The 25,697-nt window shown below is 44.6% G+C and carries 20 protein-coding genes; 7 read left to right on the forward strand and 13 right to left on the reverse strand.

Annotated features, from left to right (window positions below):
- Nucleotides 1–85: 85 nt before the first annotated feature.
- Nucleotides 86–793, reverse strand: a complete 708-nt coding sequence (locus AB0L18_RS08120; RefSeq protein ID WP_367392088.1) for a LytR/AlgR family response regulator transcription factor — start codon at nucleotides 791–793, stop codon at nucleotides 86–88.
- Entirely contained in the window at nucleotides 787–1,593 is an 807-nt protein-coding gene (locus tag AB0L18_RS08125) for a sensor histidine kinase (RefSeq protein WP_367392089.1), read from the reverse strand. The genes AB0L18_RS08120 and AB0L18_RS08125 overlap by 7 nt, the downstream gene beginning before the upstream one ends.
- Before the next feature lie 419 nt (nucleotides 1,594–2,012).
- On the opposite strand from AB0L18_RS08125, the gene AB0L18_RS08130 reads away from it, so the two are divergent.
- The gene (locus AB0L18_RS08130; protein WP_367392090.1) at nucleotides 2,013–2,897 is read left to right on the forward strand and encodes a DUF5694 domain-containing protein; all 885 of its coding nucleotides are present in this window, start codon (nucleotides 2,013–2,015) and stop codon (nucleotides 2,895–2,897) included.
- Between the two features lie 67 nt (nucleotides 2,898–2,964).
- On the opposite strand, the gene AB0L18_RS08135 is transcribed toward AB0L18_RS08130, so the two are convergent.
- Together AB0L18_RS08135 and AB0L18_RS08140 are read right to left on the reverse strand one after the other, a co-directional pair.
- On the reverse strand, nucleotides 2,965–4,212 hold the full coding sequence (locus tag AB0L18_RS08135; protein ID WP_367392091.1) for an aminotransferase class I/II-fold pyridoxal phosphate-dependent enzyme: 1,248 nt from the start codon (nucleotides 4,210–4,212) through the stop codon (nucleotides 2,965–2,967).
- Between the two features lie 105 nt (nucleotides 4,213–4,317).
- On the reverse strand, nucleotides 4,318–5,421 hold the full coding sequence (locus tag AB0L18_RS08140; protein WP_367392092.1) for a diphosphomevalonate/mevalonate 3,5-bisphosphate decarboxylase family protein: 1,104 nt from the start codon (nucleotides 5,419–5,421) through the stop codon (nucleotides 4,318–4,320).
- A 277-nt stretch (nucleotides 5,422–5,698) separates the two neighbouring features.
- Here AB0L18_RS08140 and AB0L18_RS08145 point away from each other — a divergent pair, with 277 nt between their 5' ends.
- Genes AB0L18_RS08145 through AB0L18_RS08155 form a run of 3 tightly spaced genes read left to right on the forward strand, consistent with a single transcriptional unit; the run spans nucleotide 5,699 to nucleotide 7,263 of the window.
- Nucleotides 5,699–5,908: a helix-turn-helix domain-containing protein gene (locus AB0L18_RS08145; RefSeq protein ID WP_367392093.1), complete on the forward strand. Its 210-nt coding sequence runs from the start codon at nucleotides 5,699–5,701 to the stop codon at nucleotides 5,906–5,908.
- Between the two features lies 1 nt (nucleotide 5,909).
- On the forward strand, nucleotides 5,910–6,239 hold the full coding sequence (locus tag AB0L18_RS08150) for a HipA N-terminal domain-containing protein (protein ID WP_367392094.1): 330 nt from the start codon (nucleotides 5,910–5,912) through the stop codon (nucleotides 6,237–6,239).
- Between the two features lie 31 nt (nucleotides 6,240–6,270).
- Entirely contained in the window at nucleotides 6,271–7,263 is a 993-nt protein-coding gene (locus AB0L18_RS08155; RefSeq protein WP_367392095.1) for a type II toxin-antitoxin system HipA family toxin, read from the forward strand.
- Between the two features lie 36 nt (nucleotides 7,264–7,299).
- Here AB0L18_RS08155 and AB0L18_RS08160 read toward each other — a convergent pair whose 3' ends face one another.
- The 6 genes from AB0L18_RS08160 to AB0L18_RS08185 all read right to left on the reverse strand — a co-directional run bounded on the left by AB0L18_RS08160 (nucleotide 7,300) and on the right by AB0L18_RS08185 (nucleotide 18,412).
- Complete coding sequence (locus AB0L18_RS08160; RefSeq protein WP_367392096.1) at nucleotides 7,300–9,639, reverse strand: M1 family metallopeptidase; 2,340 nt, start codon at nucleotides 9,637–9,639, stop codon at nucleotides 7,300–7,302.
- A gap of 221 nt (nucleotides 9,640–9,860) precedes the next feature.
- A complete protein-coding gene (gene thrC, locus AB0L18_RS08165) occupies nucleotides 9,861–11,195 on the reverse strand; it encodes a threonine synthase (protein ID WP_367392097.1) in 1,335 nt (444 codons plus the stop codon).
- 20 nt (nucleotides 11,196–11,215) lie between these two features.
- The gene (locus AB0L18_RS08170) at nucleotides 11,216–12,157 is read right to left on the reverse strand and encodes a homoserine kinase (RefSeq protein WP_367392098.1); all 942 of its coding nucleotides are present in this window, start codon (nucleotides 12,155–12,157) and stop codon (nucleotides 11,216–11,218) included.
- Between the two features lie 36 nt (nucleotides 12,158–12,193).
- Entirely contained in the window at nucleotides 12,194–14,653 is a 2,460-nt protein-coding gene (gene thrA, locus AB0L18_RS08175) for a bifunctional aspartate kinase/homoserine dehydrogenase I (RefSeq protein ID WP_367392099.1), read from the reverse strand.
- Between the two features lie 293 nt (nucleotides 14,654–14,946).
- On the reverse strand, nucleotides 14,947–17,529 hold the full coding sequence (locus AB0L18_RS08180; protein WP_367392100.1) for a M1 family metallopeptidase: 2,583 nt from the start codon (nucleotides 17,527–17,529) through the stop codon (nucleotides 14,947–14,949).
- Nucleotides 17,530–17,623: 94 nt separating this feature from the next.
- On the reverse strand, nucleotides 17,624–18,412 hold the full coding sequence (locus AB0L18_RS08185) for an alpha/beta fold hydrolase (protein WP_367392101.1): 789 nt from the start codon (nucleotides 18,410–18,412) through the stop codon (nucleotides 17,624–17,626).
- A gap of 353 nt (nucleotides 18,413–18,765) precedes the next feature.
- On the opposite strand from AB0L18_RS08185, the gene AB0L18_RS08190 reads away from it, so the two are divergent.
- Together AB0L18_RS08190 and recJ are read left to right on the forward strand one after the other, a co-directional pair.
- The gene (locus AB0L18_RS08190; RefSeq protein WP_367392102.1) at nucleotides 18,766–19,527 is read left to right on the forward strand and encodes an OmpA family protein; all 762 of its coding nucleotides are present in this window, start codon (nucleotides 18,766–18,768) and stop codon (nucleotides 19,525–19,527) included.
- Between the two features lie 283 nt (nucleotides 19,528–19,810).
- Nucleotides 19,811–21,541 (forward strand): single-stranded-DNA-specific exonuclease RecJ, encoded by a 1,731-nt coding sequence (gene recJ, locus AB0L18_RS08195; RefSeq protein WP_367392103.1) that lies wholly within the window; start codon nucleotides 19,811–19,813, stop codon nucleotides 21,539–21,541.
- Here the strand turns inward: recJ and AB0L18_RS08200 are convergent.
- Nucleotides 21,538–22,245, reverse strand: coding sequence for a Crp/Fnr family transcriptional regulator (locus tag AB0L18_RS08200; protein WP_367392104.1), 708 nt, complete (start codon nucleotides 22,243–22,245; stop codon nucleotides 21,538–21,540). The genes recJ and AB0L18_RS08200 overlap by 4 nt on opposite strands.
- 237 nt (nucleotides 22,246–22,482) lie before the next feature.
- Here AB0L18_RS08200 and AB0L18_RS08205 point away from each other — a divergent pair, with 237 nt between their 5' ends.
- Nucleotides 22,483–23,073, forward strand: a complete 591-nt coding sequence (locus tag AB0L18_RS08205) for a DNA-3-methyladenine glycosylase (protein ID WP_367392105.1) — start codon at nucleotides 22,483–22,485, stop codon at nucleotides 23,071–23,073.
- 52 nt (nucleotides 23,074–23,125) lie between these two features.
- On the opposite strand, the gene AB0L18_RS08210 is transcribed toward AB0L18_RS08205, so the two are convergent.
- Together AB0L18_RS08210 and AB0L18_RS08215 are read right to left on the reverse strand one after the other, a co-directional pair.
- Nucleotides 23,126–24,976, reverse strand: coding sequence for a BatD family protein (locus tag AB0L18_RS08210; protein WP_367392106.1), 1,851 nt, complete (start codon nucleotides 24,974–24,976; stop codon nucleotides 23,126–23,128).
- Complete coding sequence (locus tag AB0L18_RS08215; protein WP_367392107.1) at nucleotides 24,976–25,575, reverse strand: BatD family protein; 600 nt, start codon at nucleotides 25,573–25,575, stop codon at nucleotides 24,976–24,978. The genes AB0L18_RS08210 and AB0L18_RS08215 overlap by 1 nt, the downstream gene beginning before the upstream one ends.
- Nucleotides 25,576–25,697: the final 122 nt, after the last annotated feature.

Here is a 25,697-nt window from a genome sequence, read left to right on the forward strand (position 1 = left end):
ATTGCTGTATATTTGGGGATTACAATCCCTGAATACACGTATATTTTGGGGATTATAATCCCCAAATATTACAATTTTCTTCTTTTTACCGCTCTTTTCCTACAAAGTTCCAGAATTGCTCTTGGTAGGACGCACTGATTGGAATATGCTTTTCGTCAATAACGATTCGATTGTTTTCTATGTAGTTGATCTTATCCAGGGCAACGATGTACGAACGGTGTACGCGCATAAATAGCTGTTCGGGCAGTACGTTCACCAGGTCTTTCATGTTTTCCAGGGTGAGTATCGCTCCCTGGCGGGTTTGTATTCTGACATAATCACTCAAACCTTCGAGGTAAAGAATATCATCGTAAGCTATTCTTTGTGTTTGATAACCACTTTTGACGAAGATATGATTGGTAGCGGGCGATGCTACTGCTGCATTATTATTGTGCGCTGGTTGGGTGCGTTGTTGTGCTTTAGCTATTGCCTGCTGAAAACGTTCCAGTGAAATTGGTTTCAATAGGTAGTCAACCACATCCAAATCATATCCCTGCAAGGCGTATTCTTCGTAGGCTGTTGTGAAAATCACTGGGTATTTGCCCTTGATGATTTTGGCAAATTGAATCCCCGTCAGTTCGGGCATCTGGATGTCGAGAAAAAGTAGATCAACCTTGGTGCTTGCCAATGATTGTAGTCCTTCAATAGGATTGGTAAACTGGCCAGAGAGTGTAAGCCCTTCCGTTTTGGCTACGTAATCTCCAAGCAATCTTACCGCCAGTGGTTCATCATCGATAATCATACAATTCAACATCTTGATAGCGGAATTTTAAATGTTACGGAAAATAAATTGTCTTTTTTATGGATGGTTAATTCATGTTCGTTTTGATAAAAAATGGCTAATCTTCGTTGTAGGTTTGTAAGACCTATTCCTCCAGTGGGATCTTTTTTATTATGATTGATGCTGTTTTCAATACTAAAAATAAATTTATCTTTTTCGAGCTTCATTTTTATCCTGAGCGGATGGGTGATGTTCTGGAGTTCTCCGTGTTTGAAAGCATTTTCAACGAAAGTGATCAGTGAGAAAGGAGGGATTTTTATAGCCGGTAAATTAGTCGGTACTTCCAGTAAAATAGCGGGTTTAAAAGGTAAACGTAGCTGTTCGAGTTCTATGTAATTTTCAATAAAATGCCATTCTTTCTCCAGCGAAACCAATTCTGATTTTTCGTACAAACTATAGCGCAACAAGCGAGATAATTTTTCCAATGCTCCTAGTGATGCTTCACTCTTTTCGTAAACTAAAGCATAAATGTTGTTAAGTGCGTTAAATAGAAAATGAGGGTTAAGCTGTGATTTTAATAATGCCAGTTGTGTCTTTTGATTTTCAATTTCAAATTCGTGTTGCTGTTGTTCTTTATAGCGCGTATACCTTAAAAAATAAACAATCACACCAAAGCTGGTAAAGACAAAAGCATAGTACAAATTGTCGAAAAAGTAATCCCACAAAAGGTAGCCTTCTGTATAATTGGTGAAACCAAAAACGGCATCCATGATAATTTCCTGAAGAATATAACGAAAGGCAATGGCCAAGGGAATACATAGTAAAAGTAGCAAAGTACCTAGCAGGTATTTTTTGCGGGGATAGGTGTAGAAAAACGTAAGGTAAGCCCCCAAGGAATAACCCATAAAAGCCATGAGGCTGGTAGTGAAGAGTAGGAATTTTTGTTGGTCAAATAACCAATCGTATATCTGGGTGAAATCTCCTGTTTCGCCCCAGTTTCGGAGTGGACTGAAAACGAAATAAAAGAGTGCGGTCCAAAGGAAAAGCGTTAGAAGCTGTTTTTTCATTACCTAAAAATAGCATATCTCTAGTGCTTGTCAAGGGAATAATCGGTGAATGGAGGACATTAATCGGTGAATGCTGAGCGTGCAAAGATTGCTATTTCACCGAGTGATTTGTGCAACTCACCTATTGCTTTTGCGCTAGAAGCTTGGCAGGAATAATTTTGAATCAAATCAAAAAATGAATACCGATGAAAAATTCAGTAATTATTATCTCGAGCCTGATGTACTTGTTTTCTTGCTCCTCTCTGTTTGCACAGGAAACGGAAGCACTTCCTCCTGATTTTATCCTCAGAAGTGAAAAGCCAGCTACGGAAGTACTATTGGTAGGCACTTTTCACTTTGGTTATCCCAATCTGGATGCACACAAAACCGCTAAGGAAGACCAGGTGGATATTCTTTCCCCTGAGAAGCAAAAGGAAGTAATGGAGTTGGTGGATTATCTTGCCCGGTTTCGCCCAACAAAAATTGTGGTAGAAGGAGGCCATAATTCTGGCTACCTTTTGCGCCGCTACGAGGATTGGCAACAAGGAAAAGAAACACTGCGTGCCCAGGAGATTGATCAATTGGCTTTTCGATTGATGGATCGCTTCAAGCTGGATACGCTCTATGGATGTGATGCTGCTGGTCTGACGTACGATATGGAACAGTCGAAGGATTCTACGGTAATGAATAAATACTTATCTGAAATATTTGCCGATTATGATTGGCAAAGCGATGATCCTATGGATGCATTGTATACCCGCTGGTACGAACAAATGACAAAGTATTCTGTAGATTTTCCTTTGCTGGCATATTTTAAATACCTGAATTCCGAAGAGGTAATTAAAAGAATGCACGGTGCTTATCTAATTGGAGATTTCAGGTTGGACGATTTTCGTGGAGCTGATGCACTGGCACTGTATTGGTACAGTCGCAACTTGCGTATTTTTCGACGGATACAAGAAATAGGTGCAGGGCCCGACGACCGGGTGCTAGTACTTTTTGGCGCTGGGCATATTGCTATTCTCAAAGAGCAATTCGAGGCCAGTCCTGAATATGAAGTGGTTCAGTTTTCTGAATTAGAAAAACAATAGCACTACAAAAAAAAACGGTCTGCAACATTCAAGCTGCAGACCGTTTTTTATTTTCAGAAAACTGAAATTAATCTTCGGTAATTAGTGCACCTTCCTGGGCATAAACGCCTTCTTTCAGTTTACTACGGATAGCTTTAAATGCTTCCAGCGTGAGGTGGATATCTTCATCGGTATGGTATGCCGTAGGAATCAAACGAAGAATCATTTGTCCTTTCGGAATAACCGGATATACGACGATAGAGCAGAAAATGCTAAAGTTTTCGCGCAGGTCACTTACCAGCGCAAGTGCTTCACCAACACTACCTTGCATATAAACCGGTGTAACACAAGCTCCTGTATTACCAATCTCGAAACCTGCATCTGTCAATCCATTTTGTAACTTATGGACATTGGCCCACAATTTCTCCCGTAGCTCAGGCATAGAACGCAACAATTCGTAGCGCTTCAATGCGCCGATAACCATAGGCATCGGTAATGATTTGGCATAAATCTGAGAGCGTAGGTTGTAGCGGAGGTAATTCATGATGTAAGCATCACCTGCTGCAAAAGCACCAATACCAGCCATAGATTTGGCAAAAGTACTGAAGTACACATCGATTTGATCCTGTACACCTTGCTCTTCACCAGCACCGGCACCAGTAGCACCGAGCGTGCCATAGCCGTGGGCATCATCTACCAGTAGACGGAATTCAAACTGGTCGCGGGTAGCTACGATTTCCTTAAGGATACCTTGCTCACCACGCATACCGAATACACCTTCGGTAATCACCAGAATTCCACCACCTGTTTCCGCCGCTTTGGCGGTAGCTTTTTCCATTTGCTTTTTAAAGCTTTCAATATCATTGTGCTCAAAAGCAAAACGTGGACCGATGTGCATCCGCACGCCGTCGTAGATACAGGCATGGTCATCTTTGTCATATACGACTACATCCCGGCGGGTGAGCAGTGCGTCAATGATCGACATGATTCCTTGGTAACCGAAGTTAAGGAGAAGACCTTCTTCTTTTTGTACATGGCTGGCAAGCTTCTGCTCCAGCTCTTCGTGGTATTTGGTTTCCCCCGACATCATCCGACTACCCATAGGGTAAGCCATTCCCCATTCCTTGGCCGCATCGGCATCGGCCTTACGAACTTCGGGGTGGTTGCCCAAGCCAAGGTAATTGTTGACACTCCAGACAATGACTTCCTTGCCCTGGAATTTCATTCGGCTAGACAGTGGGCCTTCCAGTTTTGGAAAGGTATAGTAGCCGTGAGCGAAATCAGAGTATTTACCGAGGGGGCCCGGATTTGATTTAATCTTTTCAAATAAATCCATAAGACGCACTTTTTGGAACCGCCGGAAGATGGCCTTCGAGCGGGTTCTTTTTATTAGGATTAAGTTGCAAAGATAAGATTTAGTAGGGAATTAGGAAGAGTTGGTTTAGCTTAGACTTAAATCAGCCTCCAACTCCTCCGGCCCGGCTCCACACCGATCAGCAATATAAATGCCATCCTGGCAAAGTGGGGTGAGCTCGCTACGGATAAAGGTTTTGACTTCGTTCGCAATATTATCGGGATAGAGCAAATGCAAATTAGGCCCGGCGTCAAGGGTGAAATACAAAGGATGCCCCGTTTCCGTGCGGTAAGCTTGTACCTTGCGGATGGCGGCAATGCTATTGGGTTCCATAAGAAGGTAAGGAGGATTGGAGGTCATCATCAGTGCGTGTAGGGTCAGTGCCTCCGCTTCGGTGATTTTTCCAAATGTTTCCAAATCACCTGCTCGCATCGCTGCGGTTAATTTATCCATTCGCTGACGCGCCTGCAAGTAGCGATTATCAGCATAAAGGTTGCCTTCCATCAGGTTGTGGCCAGCACCACTGCTTACACTTTTCTCTGATTTACTAATGATAAGTATATCGTCGTGGTAGGTTTGGAAAATATCGTGAACTTGATCTGCGTATGGAATCGCATACAGGTTGGAGGCTCGAGGAATTTCTCCGACTTCTCCCCATACCGCTACGTGCGGATAAACAGAACGACAAGCACTACCCGAACCCAATCGTGCGAGGTAAGATGCTTTTTGGTAAAAGACTTCCGCATTGGAGAGGGTTTCAAAAAAACGCTGCTCTATACTGCACAAGACCAATGCAATGGCACTCATTGCCGAAGCCGAAGAGGCAATACCTGCCGAGTGAGGGAAACTATTGTTGGTGTCAATGCGTAAATGCAGTTGCCCGAGAAAGGGAAAAACGGGCAGCAATGACTTGAGGTATTTTTCCACTCGCAGCGCAAAATCAGGCCGTGATTCTCCGGCAAAATAGAAATCGAGATCTATTTCTTTTTCGCTTTGCTTAGCACTATAACTTAAGGTAGTATCCGTTGCTGCTTGGGAAAGTGTCAAACTAATGGATGGATTGCGAGGAAGCTGTTCCCCGTATTTTCCCCAATATTTGATCAATGCAATATTGCTTGGGCTACGCCAGCGTACCTTCCCAGGTGTAAGTTGGCTACTTTCAATAATGAGCTTCGGATTCTTATAGTCCATAGTAGTGGTTTTTCAATTCCAAAGATAGAGACAATCCTATAGGTAAATATGTTTATGGTTTTTTAATGAATAGTAGTCTTTGGGATTAATATCATCGTATAGTGTGATATTTGAACTATAGGATGCTGTTTAGCTTTGGATTAAAATAGTAGTATAGTGTGATTTTAATACAGTAGGGTTAGATTTTAGCACTTTTATCTTAAATAATCACATTATAATGTGAATTGTATTGTTTTATTCGAAAAACCCGCTTAAATTAGATGAAAATCACACTATAGTGTTAGTTAAAGAAATAGGAGAACAAATAAAGGAGAGAAGAAAGCTCCTGGGGCTTAGGCAACCCGACTTGGCAGAGTTGGCTGATGTCAGTGTGAATACACTGTATAAACTGGAGCGGGGCCAAAATAATCCAACACTTGATATCCTGGAACGTATTCTTAAAGTACTGGGCCTGGAAATACATTTGCAAATAAGGCAACTAAAGTAAAATGAGAAAAGGAGAAGTCTACCGCAACGGAGAACACCTGGGGACACTTACCGAAAAAGCCCGTGGGCGCTATCATTTTATTTATACGCCAGCTTGGGTAAATGACCCTACAAAGTCAGCGGTTAGTTTACGATTGCCTAAGCGGGAAGAGGCGTACGAGAGTGAGATCCTTTTTCCTTTCTTTTTTAATATGCTCAGCGAAGGGGTAAATCGTAAACTTCAAAGTAGGCAATTGCAAATAGATGAAGATGATCATTTTGGGTTGTTGTTGGCCACGGCTGGTTATGACACAATCGGAGCCATTACGATTCGAAGCGTAGAAGAGGAATGATATGGAAGTACTAAAAAATTGTCCGAGCACCTTGGCAAAAGGATTCCAAGGGTATAGTCCTGTGGCATTGCGAAAACTTTTTGATGGCAAAAAAGTAAACCCTGTTTTACCTTTTTCTCCTCCTCAACTGAGCGAAGAGACTGCTGCTGCTTTTGTGGAAAATAGAAAGCACCTATCGGTTTCTGGTGTTCAAGAAAAACTGAGTATGGTGTTGGAAGGGAGTGAATTGCGCCTGGCCAGGGAAGAGGAGCATGGTGCCTATATACTGAAACCCGTTCCACGAGATCTTAAAAAAGTTCAGCAGGCTCCAATGAACGAACACCTTACCATGCAGCTTGCCGAACAGGTCTATGGTATAAATACCGCAGCCAATGGGTTGGTTTTTTTTGCGGATGGAACACCAGCTTACCTTACTCGCCGGTTTGACTTGGGGCAAAATGGCCACAAGTGGGGAAGTGAGGATTTTGCTTCTTTGGCAGGAAGGACCAGCGAGAATGGTGGGGCCAATTTTAAGTACGACTACAGCTATGAAGCGTTAGGGAAACTGTTGCCACAATTCCTCCCTGCATGGCGAGTAGAAATAGAAAAGCTATTCCAATTAGTGGTCTTTAATTATTTGTTTTCCAATGGAGATGCTCATCTGAAAAACTTCTCGGTTTTGGAAACACCCCAAGGCGATTACTTGCTGAGTCCGGCGTATGATTTACTCAATACCCGCATCCACGTGGATGATGCTGATTTTGCACTGAGCAAGGGCTTATTTGAAGATGGTTTCAAATCCGAGGCTTGGCAAAAGCAAGGACATGCTGGTTATGCTGATTTTGTAGAACTGGGTAATCGTTGGGAAATGCGGCCCAAGCGGGTGGCGAAATTATTACTAGCATTTGTTGAGCGACAAGAGCAGGTAGCGCAATTGGTGGAGCAATCTTATCTGGATGAGGCTACTAAGAGAGGTTATCTGCAAGCGTACCGTACTCGTAGGAATTATCTAAAAAAAGGATCGCCCCACGACGCGAAGTCGTAGGGCGATAAAAGGGGGATTCGATCTTTAGTCGCTGTGTTAGTTAGATCCTGCTGCTGCTTTCGCGCGCTGGTCTCTTTGCATCGGGTTTTCCTGGCTGCCACCGCGGCGGTTGCTCCGGTACAATTCGAAGCGATTCATTTCCTGGCGGGGAGGGAAGTAATTGTCGGTACGATCGGTATCTGCAGTTTCGAGGTAAGGGTCAATAACGATAGAACTGACTTCTTTTTCTGTAACTAAAACTTTAGTTACTTGATCGTTGTTTCTTCTCCATATTTCAGCAGGGATGTAGTGGTCTTCCATGGTGCCATCTGCAAATTGTAATTGGATGATAATGGGCATAATCAAGCCACCTTCATTTTTAAAGGTCATTTCGTAATAATTACGACCGTCGCCCAAGACCGCTTTTTCTTCTTCTGATAGAGAAGCATAGAATTTTTCGTAGTCTTCTTTATCCAGCACGCTTACGGCTAGTGGGTCATAGTCGGTATAAAAGTCGCGCAAACTCGTGTCGATCTCATCTTGTGTTTTGGCAATTTCCTTTTCATTGCGGATGCTTCCAATACGGCGAGGGCCAGCAGCCTCTTGTTGCTTAGCTAACGTATTTTCAATATCCGGATTCTGGGTATTGATCTGGAACCACTTTACATCGGTCAGTGCGATATCTACATTGTCGGTAGTGAAAAACCATCCACGCCAGAACCAATCGAGGTCTACGGCTGAAGCGTCTTCCATCGTACGGAAAAAGTCATCAGGAGAGGGGTGTTTGAATTTCCAGCGGCGAGCATATTCTTTGAAGGCGTAATCAAACAGCTCACGCCCCATGATGGTTTCCCGCAGAATATTTAATGCTGTTGCTGGTTTGCCGTAAGCATTATTACCAAACTGAAGGATAGACTCCGAGTTGGTCATGATCGGAGAAATGCCTTCTTTGTCACCAGCCATGTAAGGGACGATGTTTGCTGCCGGACCACGACGGCTAGGGTAGTCTCTTTCCCATTGTTGTTCGGTGAGGTATTGTAAAAAAGAATTGAGGCCTTCGTCCATCCAGGTCCATTGCCGCTCATCTGAATTCACGATCATTGGGAAGTAGTTATGTCCTACTTCGTGAATGATTACGCCGATCATACCATACTTGACCCTTTCTGAATAGGTGCCATCTTTTTCCGGGCGTCCGAAATTGAAACAGATCATAGGGTATTCCATTCCTATACTAGCGGCGTGAATAGACCAGGCTACTGGATAAGGATAGGCAAACGTATAGTGGCTGTACCACTTGAGGGTATGGGCTACAACCTTGGTAGAGTAGCGCTCCCATAGAGGGTTGCCTTCTTTTGGATACATAGACATGGCCATCACCACTGATCCGTCTTCTTGCTCTACACCCATGGCATCCCAGATAAACTTGCGTGAAGATGCAAACGCAAAGTCGCGTACATTCTCTGCTTTAAAATGCCAGGTGCTACTGGTTGTTGCTTTTTCTTTTTCGTTCTCAATGGCTTCTTCTTCGGTGACAATGATAACGGGAGTCGTTCTTTCTTTTCTTGCCTGGGCAAAGCGATCTTGCTCTGCTTTGGTGAGTACTTCTTTTGCATTTTGCAGTACACCTGTCGCTGCTACTTTGTGATCGGAGGGCACGGTAATCTTTACATCGTAATTGCCGAAGGGTAGTGTGAATTCACCTGATCCTAAAAATTGCTTGTTTTGCCATCCCTCATTATCACTATAGACCGCCATGCGGGGGAAGAATTGAGCGATTGTGTAGAGGTAGTTTTCATCTTCTTCGAAATACTCATACCCCGAACGGCCACCCATGGTCATGCGGTTGTTGATGTTGTACCACCATTTTATCTTTAATACCGCCTTGGCGCCGGGTGCTAATGGAGCGGCTAAATCTACCCGCATCATGGTTTTTACGACCGTGTAGGAAAGGTTTTTGTTCTCACCATCACGAACATATTCCAGTTTGAATCCTCCATCAAAAGTGGGTTCAAGGCTTTGGAGTTCGCGCAAACTCATACGATCGTCAATATTATTGGTGCGTGTTTTGTAGGTATCTGAATCCTTCGCACGCATGTTTTGATCCAACTGTACCCACAAGTAGGAGAGTGCATCGGGCGAGTTGTTGGTATAAGTAATGGTCTCTTCACCATATACTCTTTGTGTTTCATCTTCCAAGCGGATGTTCATAACATAGTCCGCTTGCTGTTGCCAGTACTTATGTCCAGGTGCTCCAGAGGCAGTTCTGTAGACATTTGGTGTGGCGAGTTCTTGGTAGAGTTGCTTGAATTTGCTCTGGTTGTAGCGCTTGTCTTGGGCGCTTAGGTTGTGCCCAAGGAGGCACACCGTGAATAAGAAAAGTAGAAGTCTTGCTTTCATTATAGCGTTTTTTATGCGTGCATAAAGGTAGTTACTAGCTTGTTGACAGTAGTGTTCCACGTGGAACATTGCTATCAAATACACTCAAATAGAAGTGAATTTTAGACGCTTTGGTTTAAAGAAAAGTAGCTTTTCTTATGGTGATGTTCCACGTGGAACATTAAAAAAGCCCTGCTTAGGGCTGTTCTAAGTAGGGCTTTCAAGGTGGTTTTGTAACCTGATTATAGGTTGTCGAATAGCCATGTTCTAAAGTTAGGGTAGTCGATAGACATTGCGGTAGCTTCTTTTTTTCTGCTGCTAAGCTCGAGTAATCTTTCTGGAACAGGGATTTCTTTACCAATGATACGGTCCATATCTTCTTTGAATTTAGCAGGATGAGCGGTTTCCAAAATAATACCTTTGGTATTAGGGAAGCGTTTTTGGTAGGCATCGAGTGCTAAATAACCTACTGCACCATGGGGGTCGATGAGGTAATTGTAGGTCTCAAATATGTGTTTGACTGCTTCTTCTGTTGTTTGATCATCAAAGGAAAAGCCGGAAATCAGCTTGTTCATGTCTTTCCAAATGCCCTGATTGGATGGGATTCCTTTCCCTTTAGCAGTGGCAAAGATGTCTATCATCCTGGAAAAATTACTTGGATTACCCACGTCCATAGCATTGGATAATGTTCGGACAGATGGGCGCGGCTGGTAATTGCCTGCCTCAAGATATTCCGGGACAACGTCGTTTTTATTAGTCGCGGCAATAAACTGGTGAACAGGAAGTCCCATTTTATAAGCAAGCAACCCAGCAGTAAGGTTGCCAAAATTACCAGAGGGGATACAAAAAACTACATCTTCCTTGGGAGATGCTAGCTGTTTGTAGGCTTCAAAGTAATAAAAAGACTGAGGGACCAGCCTGGAAATATTGATAGAATTGGCAGAGCTGATCCTAATGCTACTTCTTAATTCGTGGTCAAGGAATGCTTGCTTAACCAGGGCTTGGCAATCATCAAAGGTTCCGTCAACCTCTAAAGCCGTAATGTTGTGTCCAAGGGTGGTAAGTTGCTTTTCCTGGAGCGCACTTACTTTTCCACTAGGGTAGAGGATAACCACTCGTATGCCGGGCGTTTTATGAAAACCTGCTGCTACAGCTCCTCCTGTATCTCCGGAAGTGGCAACCAAAATGGTCAGTTCTTGGTCTTCGTTGCGATTGAAATAACTCATCAATTGAGCCATAAAGCGCGCGCCAAAATCTTTGAAGGCTAGAGAAGGGCCGTGAAATAATTCTAAAATAGCTTTCTGGTCATCCAGTCTTACGAGCGGTGCAGGGAAGTTGATGGCTTCTTCAACGATGTGTCGCAGGTCTGCGTCAGGAATACTGCCTTGAAATAGTGCCTTGCAAATTTGGAATCCAATCTCTGTAAAGCTATAATCAGGTAAGTTTTTCAGTAGGTGTTCTGGCAAACGAGGAATATCGTTTGGCATAAACAAGCCATTGTCTTCAGGGAGTCCTTGGAAAACTGCTTGTTTTAAATCAACTTGAATGTCCCGGTTTTTTGTGCTGTATAATTGCATAAGTCTTTTTTGAGTGTGTCCTAAATACGAATAGCTCCTTCCTTATTAATGGGGGAGGGGTACGCATTTGCTTTGATGTTGTGATTTTGAAATACTCCTTGCATAGCTTTAGCCACGGTGGCAGCCGTTTCTTTACCCTTACAGAGGGCAAACACACTTGGACCTGCACCTGATATACTACTACCCAATGCCCCCTTGTCCAATGCTGCCTGTTTTACTTCGTGGAATGCCGGGATCAATCGTGCACGCTGAGGTTCGATAATAACATCCTGTAATGACCGACCAATTAAAGCATAATCACTTTCGTAAAGCCCGGTAATCAATCCACCTAAATTACCATTCTGCTCGATGTGCTGAAGGAGGCTGACTTGGTCGCTAAGTACATCTCTGGCATCTTTGGTCAGTACCTCAACGTAAGGATAAACTACCGCTGCGTACAAATCTTCCGGAACGGGGAGCTGGTGAACATCCAGGCTATGGTTGTCACGAATGAAAAGGATACCTCCGAGTAGGGAAGGGCCAACGTTGTCTGCGTGGTAAGCACCATCTGCAATTTGTTCTCCTGCAACGGCAAAAGGAAGAAGCTCCTTTTTACTCAATGGCTGGCCAAGTAATTCGTTGACCGCAAATACGCCGGCTGCTGCACTGGCCGCACTAGATCCCAACCCACTGCCAAAAGGCATTTTTTTATGGATTTCCATTTCTATGCCCACTTCCTCCATCCCCAAATGAGCGAGGAGCTGAAGTGCTCCGTAGCCTGCCGTATTCCTTATTGGGTCAAGAGGTAGTGTTTTTTTACCTGTTCCGGTTATTTGGGAGATTACCAATCCTGCTTGTTCTCGTTTCCTTACCACTACCTCGTCTCCAGGGCCGTAAATAGCAAAACCAAGAATGTCAAAACCCACAGCCACATTTGCAACAGTCGCAGGAGCAAAAACCCGTATTTCGTTATTAAAATTCATTTTAAAGTTTTACTTCTTTTTTTGAGAGTTTTACTTCTAAAATAGAAATTTACCAATAGAAATTATTTCTGCGAAAACACCTGCTGCTGTTACCTCTGCTCCTGCTCCGGGACCTCTTACTACTAAGGGGCGATCTTGGTAGCGAGCAGTTACAAAAACAATCATATTGTCACTGCCACTTAAGAAGTAGAAAGGGCTGTCGGTTCCTACGGCTTCCAGTGCAATACGAGCTTTACCCGATTCGTCAAGGCTGGCGATCATTCTGAGTACCTTGCCATCTGCTTCGGCTGTTGCGCGTAAGTTTTCAAAATAATCATTATTCGCAGCCAGCTCGGTAAAGAATTCATCCACACTTGGAGCAGCTTCGACAGCAGGAGGCAAAATAGAATTAACCTTCACATCTTCCTGTTCAAGAGGCCACCCCGCTTCACGCGCCAGGATTAAAATTTTGCGACGTACATCCATGCCACTCAAATCCGTCCTAGGGTCTGGTTCGGTATAGCCAAGTGCTTTGGCCTCTTCAACAATTTTACTGAAGGGCTGGTCACCGGTGAAATGATTAAAGATATACGAAAGCGATCCTGACAGCACACCCTGGATTTGTAAAATTTCATCACCACTTCCGATCAAGTCATTGAGTGTTGAAATTACAGGAAGGCCTGCTCCCACATTTGTCTCGTACCGGAAGGTAACACCACGTTTGTTGGCAATGGTCTTGAGTCGCTGGTACTGGAGAAAGGATGATGAGGTGGCTATTTTATTTGGTGTGGAGATAGAAATGCTATGCTCTAAAATAGACTCGTAATAACTGGCTATTTTTTCATTCGCGGTATTGTCGATGAAGATACTATTGGTCAGATTCATCTCTTTCATACGAGCGATGAAAATAGGCAGGTCACTGGTCGTTTCGCTTTCGGCTAAAGTTGCTTGCCAATTGTCAAGATCAATACCCTCTTTGGCAAAGATCATTTTTTTGGTATTGGCAAGACCCACCACTTTTATTTCCAGCGATCGCTTTTCCTTCAAGAAAGCATTTTGAGCTTTGAGCTGTTTGAGTAGGGTGCTACCGATTAACCCAACGCCCACCATGAATAAGTGCAATTCTTGGGTACCGCTGAGGAAGAAGGCTTCGTGTAGCGCATTAAGTGCTTTGGTCTCGTCACTCTGAGGAATAACTACCGAGATGTTTAATTCACTCGAGCCCTGGGCGATGGCGATAATATTGATGCCATTTTTTCCCAATGCCTGGAAAAGCCTTCCTGAAATACCGGTGCGGTATCGCATGTTTTCACCGATGATAGCAACCACCGACAAGTCTTCTTCAATTTTGACCGGATCAACAATTTTTCGATCCAGCTCATATTGGAAAGCTGCTTCTACCTGCCGCCTAGCTTTCCGCGCCGCCTGTGGCTCAACCGCAAAACTAATGGAATGCTCGCTAGAACCCTGCGTGATCAAAATGACATTGATACTGGCTTGCGCCAAGGCACCAAAAAGTCGAGCAGCAATACCTGGCACCCCAAAGAGTCCACTTCCCGAAAGGGTCAGCAAAGCAATCTGGCTTACCGAAGAAATTCCTTTTACCGGTGCGCCCTCGGGGTCCGATTGGTTAGAAATATAGGTACCCCTAAAAGTAGGGTTGAACGTATTCTTTATGTAAAGCGGAATTTGCTTATGCAAAGCCGGCTGTAGCGTAGGTGGGTAGATCACCTTAGCACCAAAGTGAGACATTTCCATCGCCTCGGCGTAGGTCATGTTTTTGATGGTAAACGCCTTTTTTACTTTCCGGGGGTCAGCAGTAAGTACGCCATCTACATCTGTCCAAATCTCAATAACTTTTGCATCAAGGCCTGCCGCAATGAGCGAAGCAGTATAATCTGATCCACCACGGCCAAGGGTTGTCGTAAGCCCCCCTTTCGCAGATGCAATGAAACCTGTGACAATTTGTACCTCTGGATGCTCAGCGTAATAGTCACGGATTTTTTGGTAAGTCAATTCAAAGTCTACTTTTGCAGAATTGAACTTCTTGTCCGTCTTGATAATTTTTCGCGCATCGAGATAAGCACTCTTGATACCTGCTTGCTGCAAAACGAAAGAAATAATAAAAGCAGCATTTCTTTCTCCAAAGCTAAGTACGTAATCCATGGTACGAGGGGAAGCCTCTCGTACCAGAAAAATACCGTGTAATAGATTTCTAAGAACTTCGTGGTTGCGATCTAATTGAGGCAGGACTTCTTTTTGGTACGCTTCACTGAGTAATTCCGCTACCGCTTTGGAATGGCGATCGCTGAATTCTTCAAAAAGATCCTGGTAGGTTTCCTTGCCACTTGCGGCAAGTTCACTCATCTGGATCAACATATCAGTAACGCCGCCGAAAGCCGAGAAAACAACTGTAAAGTGTTCTCCTTCAGCGTAATATGATTTTAATATGTCGACAATATTACGAATTCTTTCCGGCTTGGCTACCGAAGAGCCACCGAATTTCAGCACTTTCATAGTACAATGAATTTTGAATAAATGGACCGCCATAGTGAGGTCAGGGCAAGCTATAATGGCGGTTGATGTTTGTGGCAATAAATGTATTTAAAATATACAATTCTGCCTGCTCTCGACCGTGAGAAATATGTGCCCTAATTCCGAAAGGTAAGCGCTCCTTTAAGGCGCTATTACTAGGGTTGTGATTTTATTGCGGCTATTTCTGCCTTATAAAAAAATCCCGAACACGTTACCATGCTCGGGATTTTTACGGAGAACGATTGATTTTTCTGCCGGATAAAAAGCAAATCAGCTTAAAACTGCTGGTAGATTCCTTTTAGCTGAGGGTTGGTTTCCGCTGTTTTGATAGCTTCAATAGCTTGGTCGATAGCACCTAGCCACTGTGAAGCCATTTCGTTGTCGGCCAATCCATCCTGCAGTTCGCTGAGGGTCTTGATCGAAGCAATTCTAGCCCAAGGCGACTGTCCCATATTGGTACCAATGCTTTTCAGGCGCTTAACCGCTTTTTCAATATTGGTTCCTTTATCGTCAGACAAAAGAAAACTACCGTAGCTTTCGAAGAAGTTGATTGCACCAAAACCATCCACATTCTCCAGGTTTTTGTCGAAGAAGGACAGGTATTTTTGATCACCAGATTCAGCATAAATACCACCAATGGTGGCTACTAATAAGGAGTTGGTTTCGCTACTCAGCTTTTCAGCAGCAGCTAAACCTGCCGCTGGATCAAGCTGGTAAAGGCTGGATAAACCGGCCGCTACCACATTATAAGGGCGTGCAGTTAATGCCTTTTCCGCAATCGCAGCCGCTTGGTCATGGCCTACTTGTGCCAGCACCGTTAATGCGGTGGAGCGTACCTCCGAGTGCTCATCGTTTTGAGCCAGTTGTGCGAGCAAGGCAAGCGTGGTTGTATTAGAAATTTCTTCCGGCAAGCGGTTCAATGCCATTGCTCTTATGCCATAAAATGGATCCTGCAATGCTTTTTGTAGAATGGTCTCGAGGGAAGGATATTCGTCAGACAAATCATTCAAAGCCTGGTAGCGATCCAAGAATAAAGGTGCGTGCTGGAATTGATAAGCCAGTTGGTCTTCGGTCTTATTGTCTTCCCAAATGGCGAGTGTACTCCGTTCGGCATCGAAAACGATTAAAGCCGGAGCAGTGGCCGCAGGCAAGCGAATTTCCTGTTGGCGCTGATCAATCATCACCTCGTGGCGCATTGGCTTATCCTGGCCAGGAAGGTAGACGTCAATGGCAGTAAGCAGTTGGAAAACCGGGGGCATCTTGCGGCCATCCTGGGTTTGCTTCACCGTTACAATCGCCTCTTTGGTTCCCGCATCATAACCGTAATCAATGCTCAGGCTAGGCTGGCCCTGGTTCAGGTACCATTGGTCAAAAAACCAGTTGAGATCTTCCCCGGTTACATCTTCAAAAGCCATCCGTAGTTCGTCTACTTCAACGGCGGAGTAGGCATTGTCTTGCAAGTAGCGCTGGAAGCCGGCAAAGAAAGCTTCATCACCAATGGCTTTACGCAACATGTGCAAAATGGCGCCACCTTTGTTGTAGCTATGGGCATCGAACATGTCCTCTTTGTCATCGTAGCCATAGTGAATCAGCGGGTGGATACCCTGACGGGTAGAAGAAAGGTAGCCTTCCCACTCTTCCAAAAGATGCTGATCCGCTTCGTCACGACCGTATTGATGTTCCAGCCAAAGGTATTCACTGTAATTCGCAAAGCCTTCATTGAGGGTGAGGTTGGCCCAGCTTTCGCAAGTCACATAATCCCCAAACCAGTGGTGGAACATTTCGTGAGCAACAATTTTGTCATTGATCAACTCATCAATTAGCTCACGTTCAGTACGTTGCATAAAGTCTCCAAAGATGACCCCGGTGGTGTTTTCCATGGCCCCAGAGACATAATCGCGAACAATGACCTGAGAATATTTTGACCATGGGTATTCCACGCCTGTGATTTGAGAGAAAAAGCCAAGCATAGCTGGCGTATGTGGGTAAATGGCTTTTGCGTGCTCCGCAAATTTTGGTTCCACATAATAATTGACCGGTTTACCTTTATAAGGAGCATCCTCAATTTTGGCAAATTCACCCACAGCAATCATAAACAAATAAGGTGCGTGTGGTTGATCCATTTTCCAATAATCGGTGCGAGTACCGTCATTGTTTTTGGTAGAAGAAAGCATCAGACCGTTTGATAAAGTCAGGAAGCGGTCTTCTACCGTGAGGTACATTTCCTGGGTACAACGCTCATTGGGTTTGTCTACTGTAGGAAACCAGCGCGAGTTGTTCTCGGTTTCTCCCTGGGTCCAAATTTGCTGAGGTTTATCGCCTTCTTCTCCTCGTGGATTAATAAAGAACAATCCTTTGTCGGAAGTGATGGCGTCGCTCCCTCCATCTGCACGAGGCTGAGCAATATAGTCGATCACTAGACGGATCGTATCGTTTTTGGTATAGACCGTTGGCAATTGAATAGCGACATTACGGTCATCGTATTCATAATTCAGTGCTGTACCGTCAGCAAGTTGGATACTGTTGAAAGTGAAGCCTTTAGCATCTAGAACAACCGTTTGGGTTGGGTAGAAGTAGGGGGTAAGTACCAAATTTGCCTTGCCTATAACTTCTTCTTTTTCCCAGTCGAAAGAGAGATTCAGTTGCGTATGCAGCAAGTCCACCGTTCTGGTGTGACTCTGATTATAAACTGGGAGCTCATAATCTTTTTCATCTTCGGTGATGGGCGGAGCCGTCACGTAAAGCGTATCTAATTGGCGCTCTTCCAGGAGCGGTTCTTCCATCGTTACGACTTTTGGAGCACCACAAGCCGCAATCATTAAGCTCAGTAGGCTGATACCGAGGATTTTAAATTTCATATTGGTAAAATTTGGGAGTTAATCAGCTAAAGGCGGAATAACTTCATTCCGCTAATGCACCCACTCACAAGAGCATGGTGCCTGGAAATACTGATTAATGTTGTGCTAAAAAGTTATCCAGAAGATTGTTAAAAATTACCGGGTGCTCCATCATTGGTGCATGCCCACATTTTTCAACAAAATGAAGCGTTGAATTAGGAATAAGTTCGTGGAATTTTTCGCCCACAAAAGGAGGCGTGATAGTATCGTTTTCTCCCCAAATCAGGAGTGTAGGTACTTTTATCTGATCCAGTTTGTCGCTCAGGTTATGGCGTACTGCCGATTTAGCCGTTGCGATAACCCTGATGGCTTTGTTGCGATCATTGACGGTATCAAAAACCTCATCGACCAATTCTTTGGTAGCAACTTTTGGGTCGTAAAAAGTTCCTTCTGTTCGTACTTTGATAAATTCATAGTCGCCACGGCGAGGGAAAGAATTTCCCATTGAATTTTCAAAGAGGCCAGAACTACCGGTAAGGCTGACGGTCCTGACTTTTTCGGGATGAGCAAGTGCATACAATAAGGAAACGTGGCCACCCAGTGAATTGCCCAACAGGTGAACCTTGTCAAACCCTTTCATTTCTACAAAATCGGCGACGTGATCCACCAACCCTGCCAGTGAAACTTTGCGTAAGGGGAGCTCAAAAATCGGGAGCATTGGAACCACCACATTGTATTCCTTGCCGAAACGGTCAAGGATTCCCGAAAAATTACTCAATGCACCGAATAGTCCGTGCAACAACATGATGGTCTGGTCTCCACCTTTGGTTTCCAGATAGCGGAACTTTCCTTCCTCGATAATTTGGTATTCCATGTAGCTGATTAAAGCAATGGCAACTGCCATTGTTGCGACTTTTATACTTATTTGATGAATAAAGGCTAAAAAACCGCAAATTTTTGCAAAAATAACGATTTAAACCCTTTTGCACTAATGTAATATCTAGATAAGCCCTTATATTTGCATCATCGAAAACAATTTCCCCAGTTTTTGATATAAACTGAAAATGACACCCCTGTGCTGGTTATTCTACCAGTTTTCCTCCACTGTGGATAACTTGGATAAGGTAAACTTTGTTTTATTCAAAAATTATGTTTTGCTTTGCAAACAATAATTGTGAGCAAACTTCTAATCAATAATTTTCGTTACACGAAATATAAGGAGTCAATAAAATTTTCTAAATCAAACTTACAGAGAACATGCGTTTTATATTCACTGCGTTGATCTTCGTTATGGTAGCCGGTTCTTTCCAGTCTTGCGTATCAAAGAAGAAATTTGATGAATTGCAGGCAGCAAAGAATGCTACTGATCAGGCACTTGCAGAAACCCAGTCACAGGTGAAAACCTTAGGGGAAGAAAAAGATGCCTTGGCTGCCGAAATGGCTGCTGAAAAAGCTCGCTTGAATGGCGAACTTAATACCCTTCGTACCGACATGACTGCTCAGATTGCTCAGGTTAATGAAAAACTGAACATGACAGAAGCAGAATTGAAAGCCATCAAGGATGAAATTAATGGAATGTTTGCAGCTTACACGGATTCTGGCCTGACGATGGAAGAGCGCGATGGTCGCTTGTACCTCGTAACGGATGCTCCGGTAAACTTCCGTAGCAGTTCCTCTAACCTGACGCGCGATCAGCGTAATGCGATCGATGCTATGGCAGAGAAACTAAAAGCGAACCCTGCTATCAAAGTATTGGTAGAAGGACACACTGATAACAAGAAATTTGCTGCTGATGCTGGTACCGACAACTGGGACCTGAGCTACGCTCGTGCTAAAGCAGTTGCTAGCCGTTTGATCCGTAAGGGTGTAGACGCTTCACAAATTACTATTGCTGGTCATGGTGATACCATGCCTGTAGGTGATAATGCAACCAAAGAAGGTCGCGAAAGCAACCGTCGTACTGCTCTTACGCCTAACCCAGATTTGGGTGGTTTGATGAAAGCAGCTGGTGGCAACTAAGATTTTGCTTTTATAACTTACTGATACCAAAGGCGAAGCCGGGTTTGTGCAAGCAAATCCGGCTTTTGCTTTGTAGAATAGCAAGTAATGTAAATAGAATGTTATACCTTAGTTGTTTGACGGAAATAAACCTATTTTCTTTTCTGAAGATTTACCTTTTTGCGCACACCTAGTCCAAGTATTCCTAGTCTTAGCACAAAAAGCAAAATCAAAAGAAAATAGATTTATTTTTTCTCCGTCCCTTAGTTGTTTAAGCAAAAAAAGAATTCGCTAACCCTCCGACATGCAAACCCCCGTTTGGCTGCCTGTACCTTATGCCCCGGAAAAAGCCGGTAAACTAGAGCAAGGACTGGAATTAGATCCGGTCTTATGCCAGTTGCTTGTACAAAGGGAAGTAGAGGATATAGCTGCGGTAGAAGCCTTCTTTAAGCCAGCCTGGGAACTGCTCCATGATCCTTTCTTGATGAAAGATATGGAGAAAGCCGTCGATCGCCTGGATATGGCCATCAACCGAGGAGAGAAAATCCTCATCTATGGCGATTACGATGTAGATGGCACGATGTCGGTTTCTTTTCTCTACCAATTTCTCCTCGATCAAGGCCACCGAGAAGTTGATTTTTATATCCCCAATCGGTATACTGAAGGTTATGGCCTTTCGGAAGAAGGGATAAATTATGCCGCCAATTCTGGCGTAACACTTCTTATCACCGTCGATTGCGGTATACGGGCCCAGGCGCCCGTAGACAACGCCCGGAGCCGGGGAATGGATGTCATCATCTGTGATCATCACCTGCCCGGCGATGAGTGGCCTTTTGCTACGGCTGTTCTTGATCCCAAACGACCAGATTGCAACTATCCCAATCCTAATTTGAGTGGTTGTGGCGTTGCTTTTAAGTTGGCCCAGGCGATGCTCCGCCACTGGGGTAAATCGGATACCGAATTACAAGCACTGAGTGATTTTGTGGCCATTAGTATTGCTAGTGATGTTATGCCGGTGGTGGGAGAAAATCGTATTCTTGCTACCTATGGCTTGCGCCAGCTAAATACCACTCGGAAGTACGGGTTGCAAGCACTCTTAAAAGTCACCAGCCGGCGCAAACCTTTTCGCATCAGTGATATTGTTTTTGGGATTGGCCCCATCATCAACGCTTCGGGGCGGATGGCGGATGCCGACCTGGTCGTAAAATTGATGCTAGCCACTACCCGAGCACAAGCCAAAGAGTATGCGGAGCTACTCCGTGAACGCAACGAGCTTCGCCGGGAATACGATAAAACCACCGCAGATGAGGCCCGCGAAGATGTAGAAGATGACCCTAATTGGGAAGCACGGAAAAGCCTGGTGCTCTATCAGCCCCACTGGCATAAAGGGGTAATCGGTATCGTCGCCGCCCGATTGTCAACCGATTTTCACCGCCCAACGGTGGTCCTGACCAAGTCTGATGATGTACTGGTAGGCTCCGCCCGTTCTGCGGGAAATGTCGATTTGTTTAGTGCGATTGAATCTTGCGAAGACCTTTTGCTTAGCTTTGGTGGCCACACCAATGCTGCGGGCTTGTCGATGAAAGAAGAACACTGGCCTGAATTTGTCCGACGCTTCGAAGCTGCCATCGAAACGCTGATGCCAGAAGATGGATTGCAACCTAAAATAAAAGTAGCTGCTACCCTTGAGTTGGCGAAGATAACGCCTGACTTTTATAATGTACTCAGGCAGTTTGCGCCCTTTGGCCCTGCTAATCTAAATCCTGTTTTCGTGAGTACAAAGGTCAAAGCCTTTGGTTCAATCGATTTACTAAAATCAGAACACGTACGCCTACAAGTGAAACAGGAAACCGGTCCAGTCCTGCACGCCATTGCTTTTGGTAGGAAGGAGTATTTTGAACTGTTTAGTCAGCACGAAGAATTTACCATCGCGTACTCGATAGAAGAAAATCATTGGGGAGGCAAAAAGAAGCTGCAATTGATGATCAAGGACATCGACTTTACGGGCGAAAAATGGCCGCATAGTGCCGATTAAGCAGGTTTATCCATTTCTTTTTTTAGCAAATCCATATCGCGAATCAATAATCGTTTACGATCAAAAGTAAGCACATTGTCGTTCCTCAACTCATTGAGGAGGGTAGTAACGGTTTGGCGGGAAGTAGCCGTAAGGTTGGCAATTTCCTGATGGGTAATGAATTTTCGGACGACCACCTCGTAACCCACGCGCTGGCCTTTCTCGGTGGCTAGATTATACAAGAACTCAATGATCCGGGTACGGCTGTCTTTAAAAACCAGTGATTCCAGCCGCTTTTCCATTTGGAGGACTCGCCGGCCCATGATCTTCATCAGAAAAAGACTGAAGCCATTGTATTCCCGCATCAACGACTTAATTTGGTCTATGGTCAGTACGCAGGTGGTCGTTTTTTCCATAGCATAAGCAAAATCGCGCCGCTTTTCACGTGCATCACTGATGATGGACAATTCTCCAAAAACCTCTCCAGGGCCAAGAATGGTTTTTGTGATCTCTTTACCATCTTCGCCGTAAGTGCCGATTCTTACCCGTCCTTCGAAAACGAAGTATACCTTATCGGCGTCTTCATCGGGAAGAAAAATGTATTCCCCTCGTTTAAAATCTCGGTGGGTTTGCTGTTCTAATCCCCCGTTTTCTATTTTCTTTGGACAGAAGATACCACTGACGTCAATATTTTCTAGGTGCCACAGGGCGTTGGTAGGTTCCATAATAATAAGGCGGTAAAGCTTTAAATAAGGTGTAAGCTAAAGATAATTGAATCCTTCTCTAAAGGAAAGTGCTTTTGCTCAGGATAGGTTTAAAAAACCTTAGGGGATTTACTGATAAAAAAGCCCCAAGGTTTTAATAGAAAAGAGATAAAAGAAGAACAAGGTTGTCTTAAACAATGCTTTTTCTGCGCTGTTAAGTTTTGACAGATCCATTAGCGCATCAAATATTTATGGCGTGTGAACAAGCATATCCTCCCCTATTTAAAAAGTAAAGATAAGGTACTTGAAAACGTGATCGAAACGATTCCCGCGCCGGAAATCATCAGTACCAAAAATGTATTCCACGATTTGATGAGCTGTATTCTGGAGCAACAAATTCATTACCGGAGTACAAAGAAGACTTTTCAGCGCATGCTGGTAGCTGCCGAGATGAACTCGTTGACGCCCACTAATTTTGAGCATTTTGAAGCGCTGGGGCTAAAAGATAAAAAACTGTCCACGCAGAAATACGAAACCCTGGAGCAGGTAGTTGATTATTTTGAAAACAATACGATCCACTGGGAGCAGCTCTCTGATGAGGAAGTAAGGGCGATATTGGTCAATATAAAAGGCATCAGTAATTGGACTGCTGATATGATCCTGATGTATACCCTGGAACGAGATAAGGTCCTACCTCTCGATGATTACCATCTTAAACAATTGATGGGTAGGCTTTACCAGGTAGAGGGTAAAAAAGCAATGCGGGCTGTGGGTGAGCACTGGGCACCTTATCAGTCTTGGGCCGTAAAATATCTTTTTGGCTGGAAGGAATTTCATAAGAAGCAGTAGCATGAAACAACTGATTGAAAGAAATATGGTTTGGATGATTTAGCAGCTTCCATTAAACACCAGTAGTCAATACCTCCTCCATCTCCGACAACAAGCTCACGGCTTTGCCATAAGTTTCTTCCATTGCACTAGCGTTGTCTTTTCCTGCATAGAGTGCCATCTCACAATTGGTGATGAGGCCTTGGAAAGACGTCCGTTGATCGGTAGTAGCCCCCAGTTCTTCCAACTTAGCTTGTACGTTGGCTTTGGTCATATCGGCGCGTGGAATTTGGAGTTTGTCTCCCACGTAACCTAAAAGAGATCGTTCAACTTCCGTATAAAAAGCCCTGGCATCACCTTGCAGGCGGTGCTGTTCGGCGGTCGCTAATCTTTTGAGGGCCTGCGCTCGGGCTAGCTGCTGCTTACGCAAAATAGGGTCAATGATGGGTTTCCCTGCCTGGATGCGTTGGTAGGCCAGTAATCCACCACAAGCGAGAATAGGCAGCATAAATAACATCCAAAACAAAGGCGTATCAAAGAAAGTGGTTGCTTTGGGCAAGAGCTGAATAGTCGCTTTGGGTGGATAAAGCCCCTGGTTGTGTTCTGCTTCGGCTACCAATCCCGATTTTTTTTCTCCACTACCAGTTTTAACCTGCAAATTCATAGGCGCGACGGTGAGTGTTTGGTAGGCCAGACTATCGGGGTTGAAGACGACCACCTTGGGTTGGAAGGTGTAGTCGCCAGGCGTTTTTGGCACCAGCAGGTATTCGAAAATTTTTCGGCCTTTGATCTGGCTGGGTAGATCGATGTATTCTTCTTCCAATACTTTGGGGTCGTATACCTCAAATTCGGCGGGCAAGTTCAGATCAGGAGCTTGTACCCTTTTTAAGTCACCAGTGCCTTCAATAACGAGTTGGATACTCACCGCATCGTCGGTCGTAATTTGTACCCTGGTCAGGCCCGCGCGGAGCTCGAAATTTCCTGTGATGTCACTAAAATTTTCGGGGCGAGGGCTGGGCAGCGGCTTTACCTGTAGAGTAATTGGCTCAGAAGCCACCGACAAACGACGTAACTCTGGCCGAGAAAAGAAGCCTTGGCTCCGCTGGCCAGGAATGGGAACACCTACAATGATCGATAGTGGATCGATGGTGAGGGTGCCCGTTTGCTGAGGATAAAGTACAACCCGCTTGAGAATGCGCGAATTGTATTGTACTCCATTGACCAATTCGCGCATCCCGCGCGTATCATATTGGTGAATCTCACGGGCATAGAAACCTTCATAATCTGATTCACTGACGGCGCTCAAGCCCTGTGGATCAATGCGGGTTGATAGAACATAATCAAGCACAAGTTGCTGCCCCAGAAATGCTTCCTGTTGCTCAAGTCGGGCGGTGAGAAAAACTTCTGCGGTCCCATCATCGGCCCTGTCTTGCCCTTTTACGACTTTCACTTGGATCGGGTTGGATTCCAAGACGGTATTTTTGACGCTGATCTTTCCAGGGCCAATGGTTAGCGTTCCTGTTTTTTTGGGTTGCAAACGGTAGCCAATGGTGCTTTCCTGCGACATTCGGCCATTGACAATGGTGGTTTTGAACCCCTGATTAGGCCCGGATAAAACGGTGAAATCTCGGAAATTGGGCGGCGTGAAGTTCAACCCTTCAGCATTTTTCAGGGTGTAGGTCAGTTCGAAATAACTGTTGAGCAACACCTCCCGGGCATCGGCATAAGCTGTAAACGTGACGTCACCGGTTTGGGCAATCGCCACCTTGTTGTTAGCCAAAAAAAGCAGGAGCAAGCCGAATAAGCGAAAGATATGCTTGGCAAAGCCGGAAATAGGATCCCGAGTTATGGAGAGGAAGTCGGAAGTCCATTTTGACTTCGAATCTAGCAAGCTACACTTGTTTTCTTCCTGATAGTTATCCATTATATCCGCGTCGTTTTACGTTTCTTGGGTTGATTCTGTTGCAAGCTATCTGCGGGCGGGACCATTTGCCCAAAAGGAGATTGTTGGAAAAACTGTTGGAAAAAATCGTCTCCTAGTAGATCCTGGTTAAAGATACTGCCGGGACTATCCAAGTCTTGATCAAAAAAGGAGCCACCAAAGGGGGAATAGGATCGAGCAGGCGTTGGCGGAGATTGGATGATTCCCTCAGGGTTGGGGAAAACCCTGACCAAAAGTGGGGGGGTCTCCAGGTAACTGTCTCCTACCTTTACGCTGGCGGGTTCAATGTAATAGTCACCAACCTCATGGGCTTCAAGAAAATAAGTGTACTGCACACTTTGTTTCACCGCCCCGTTGATGATATTCATTTGTGAACTCATATTAGGGCCTCCTACCTTTACGAAGCCGTTGAATTCCGGGAAAAAGAAATCTTCACCCTGGCCGTTTTGTAAAGAAAAGGTCACTGAAAATCGATTGCCCAGTAAAATGGAGTCATTGTTCACGTTGACCGTGAAGGCGGCTTCCTGGGTAAAGACGGAACCCAGGGCAAATAGCAATGGTAGCAAAAGATAATTGCGCATAAGTTCTTGATTTTCGAATATTAACGATTACAAAGTAGTAAGAGTTTAGCTGGCCTTTCGGCATTTTACCGAAAGTTGGGGAGTGATTCCTATTCGTTCATTATCCCTCTACCCTATACCCT

Origin of the sequence: Lewinella sp. LCG006 (assembly GCF_040784935.1) — a bacterium.
GTDB lineage: Bacteria > Bacteroidota > Bacteroidia > Chitinophagales > Saprospiraceae > Lewinella.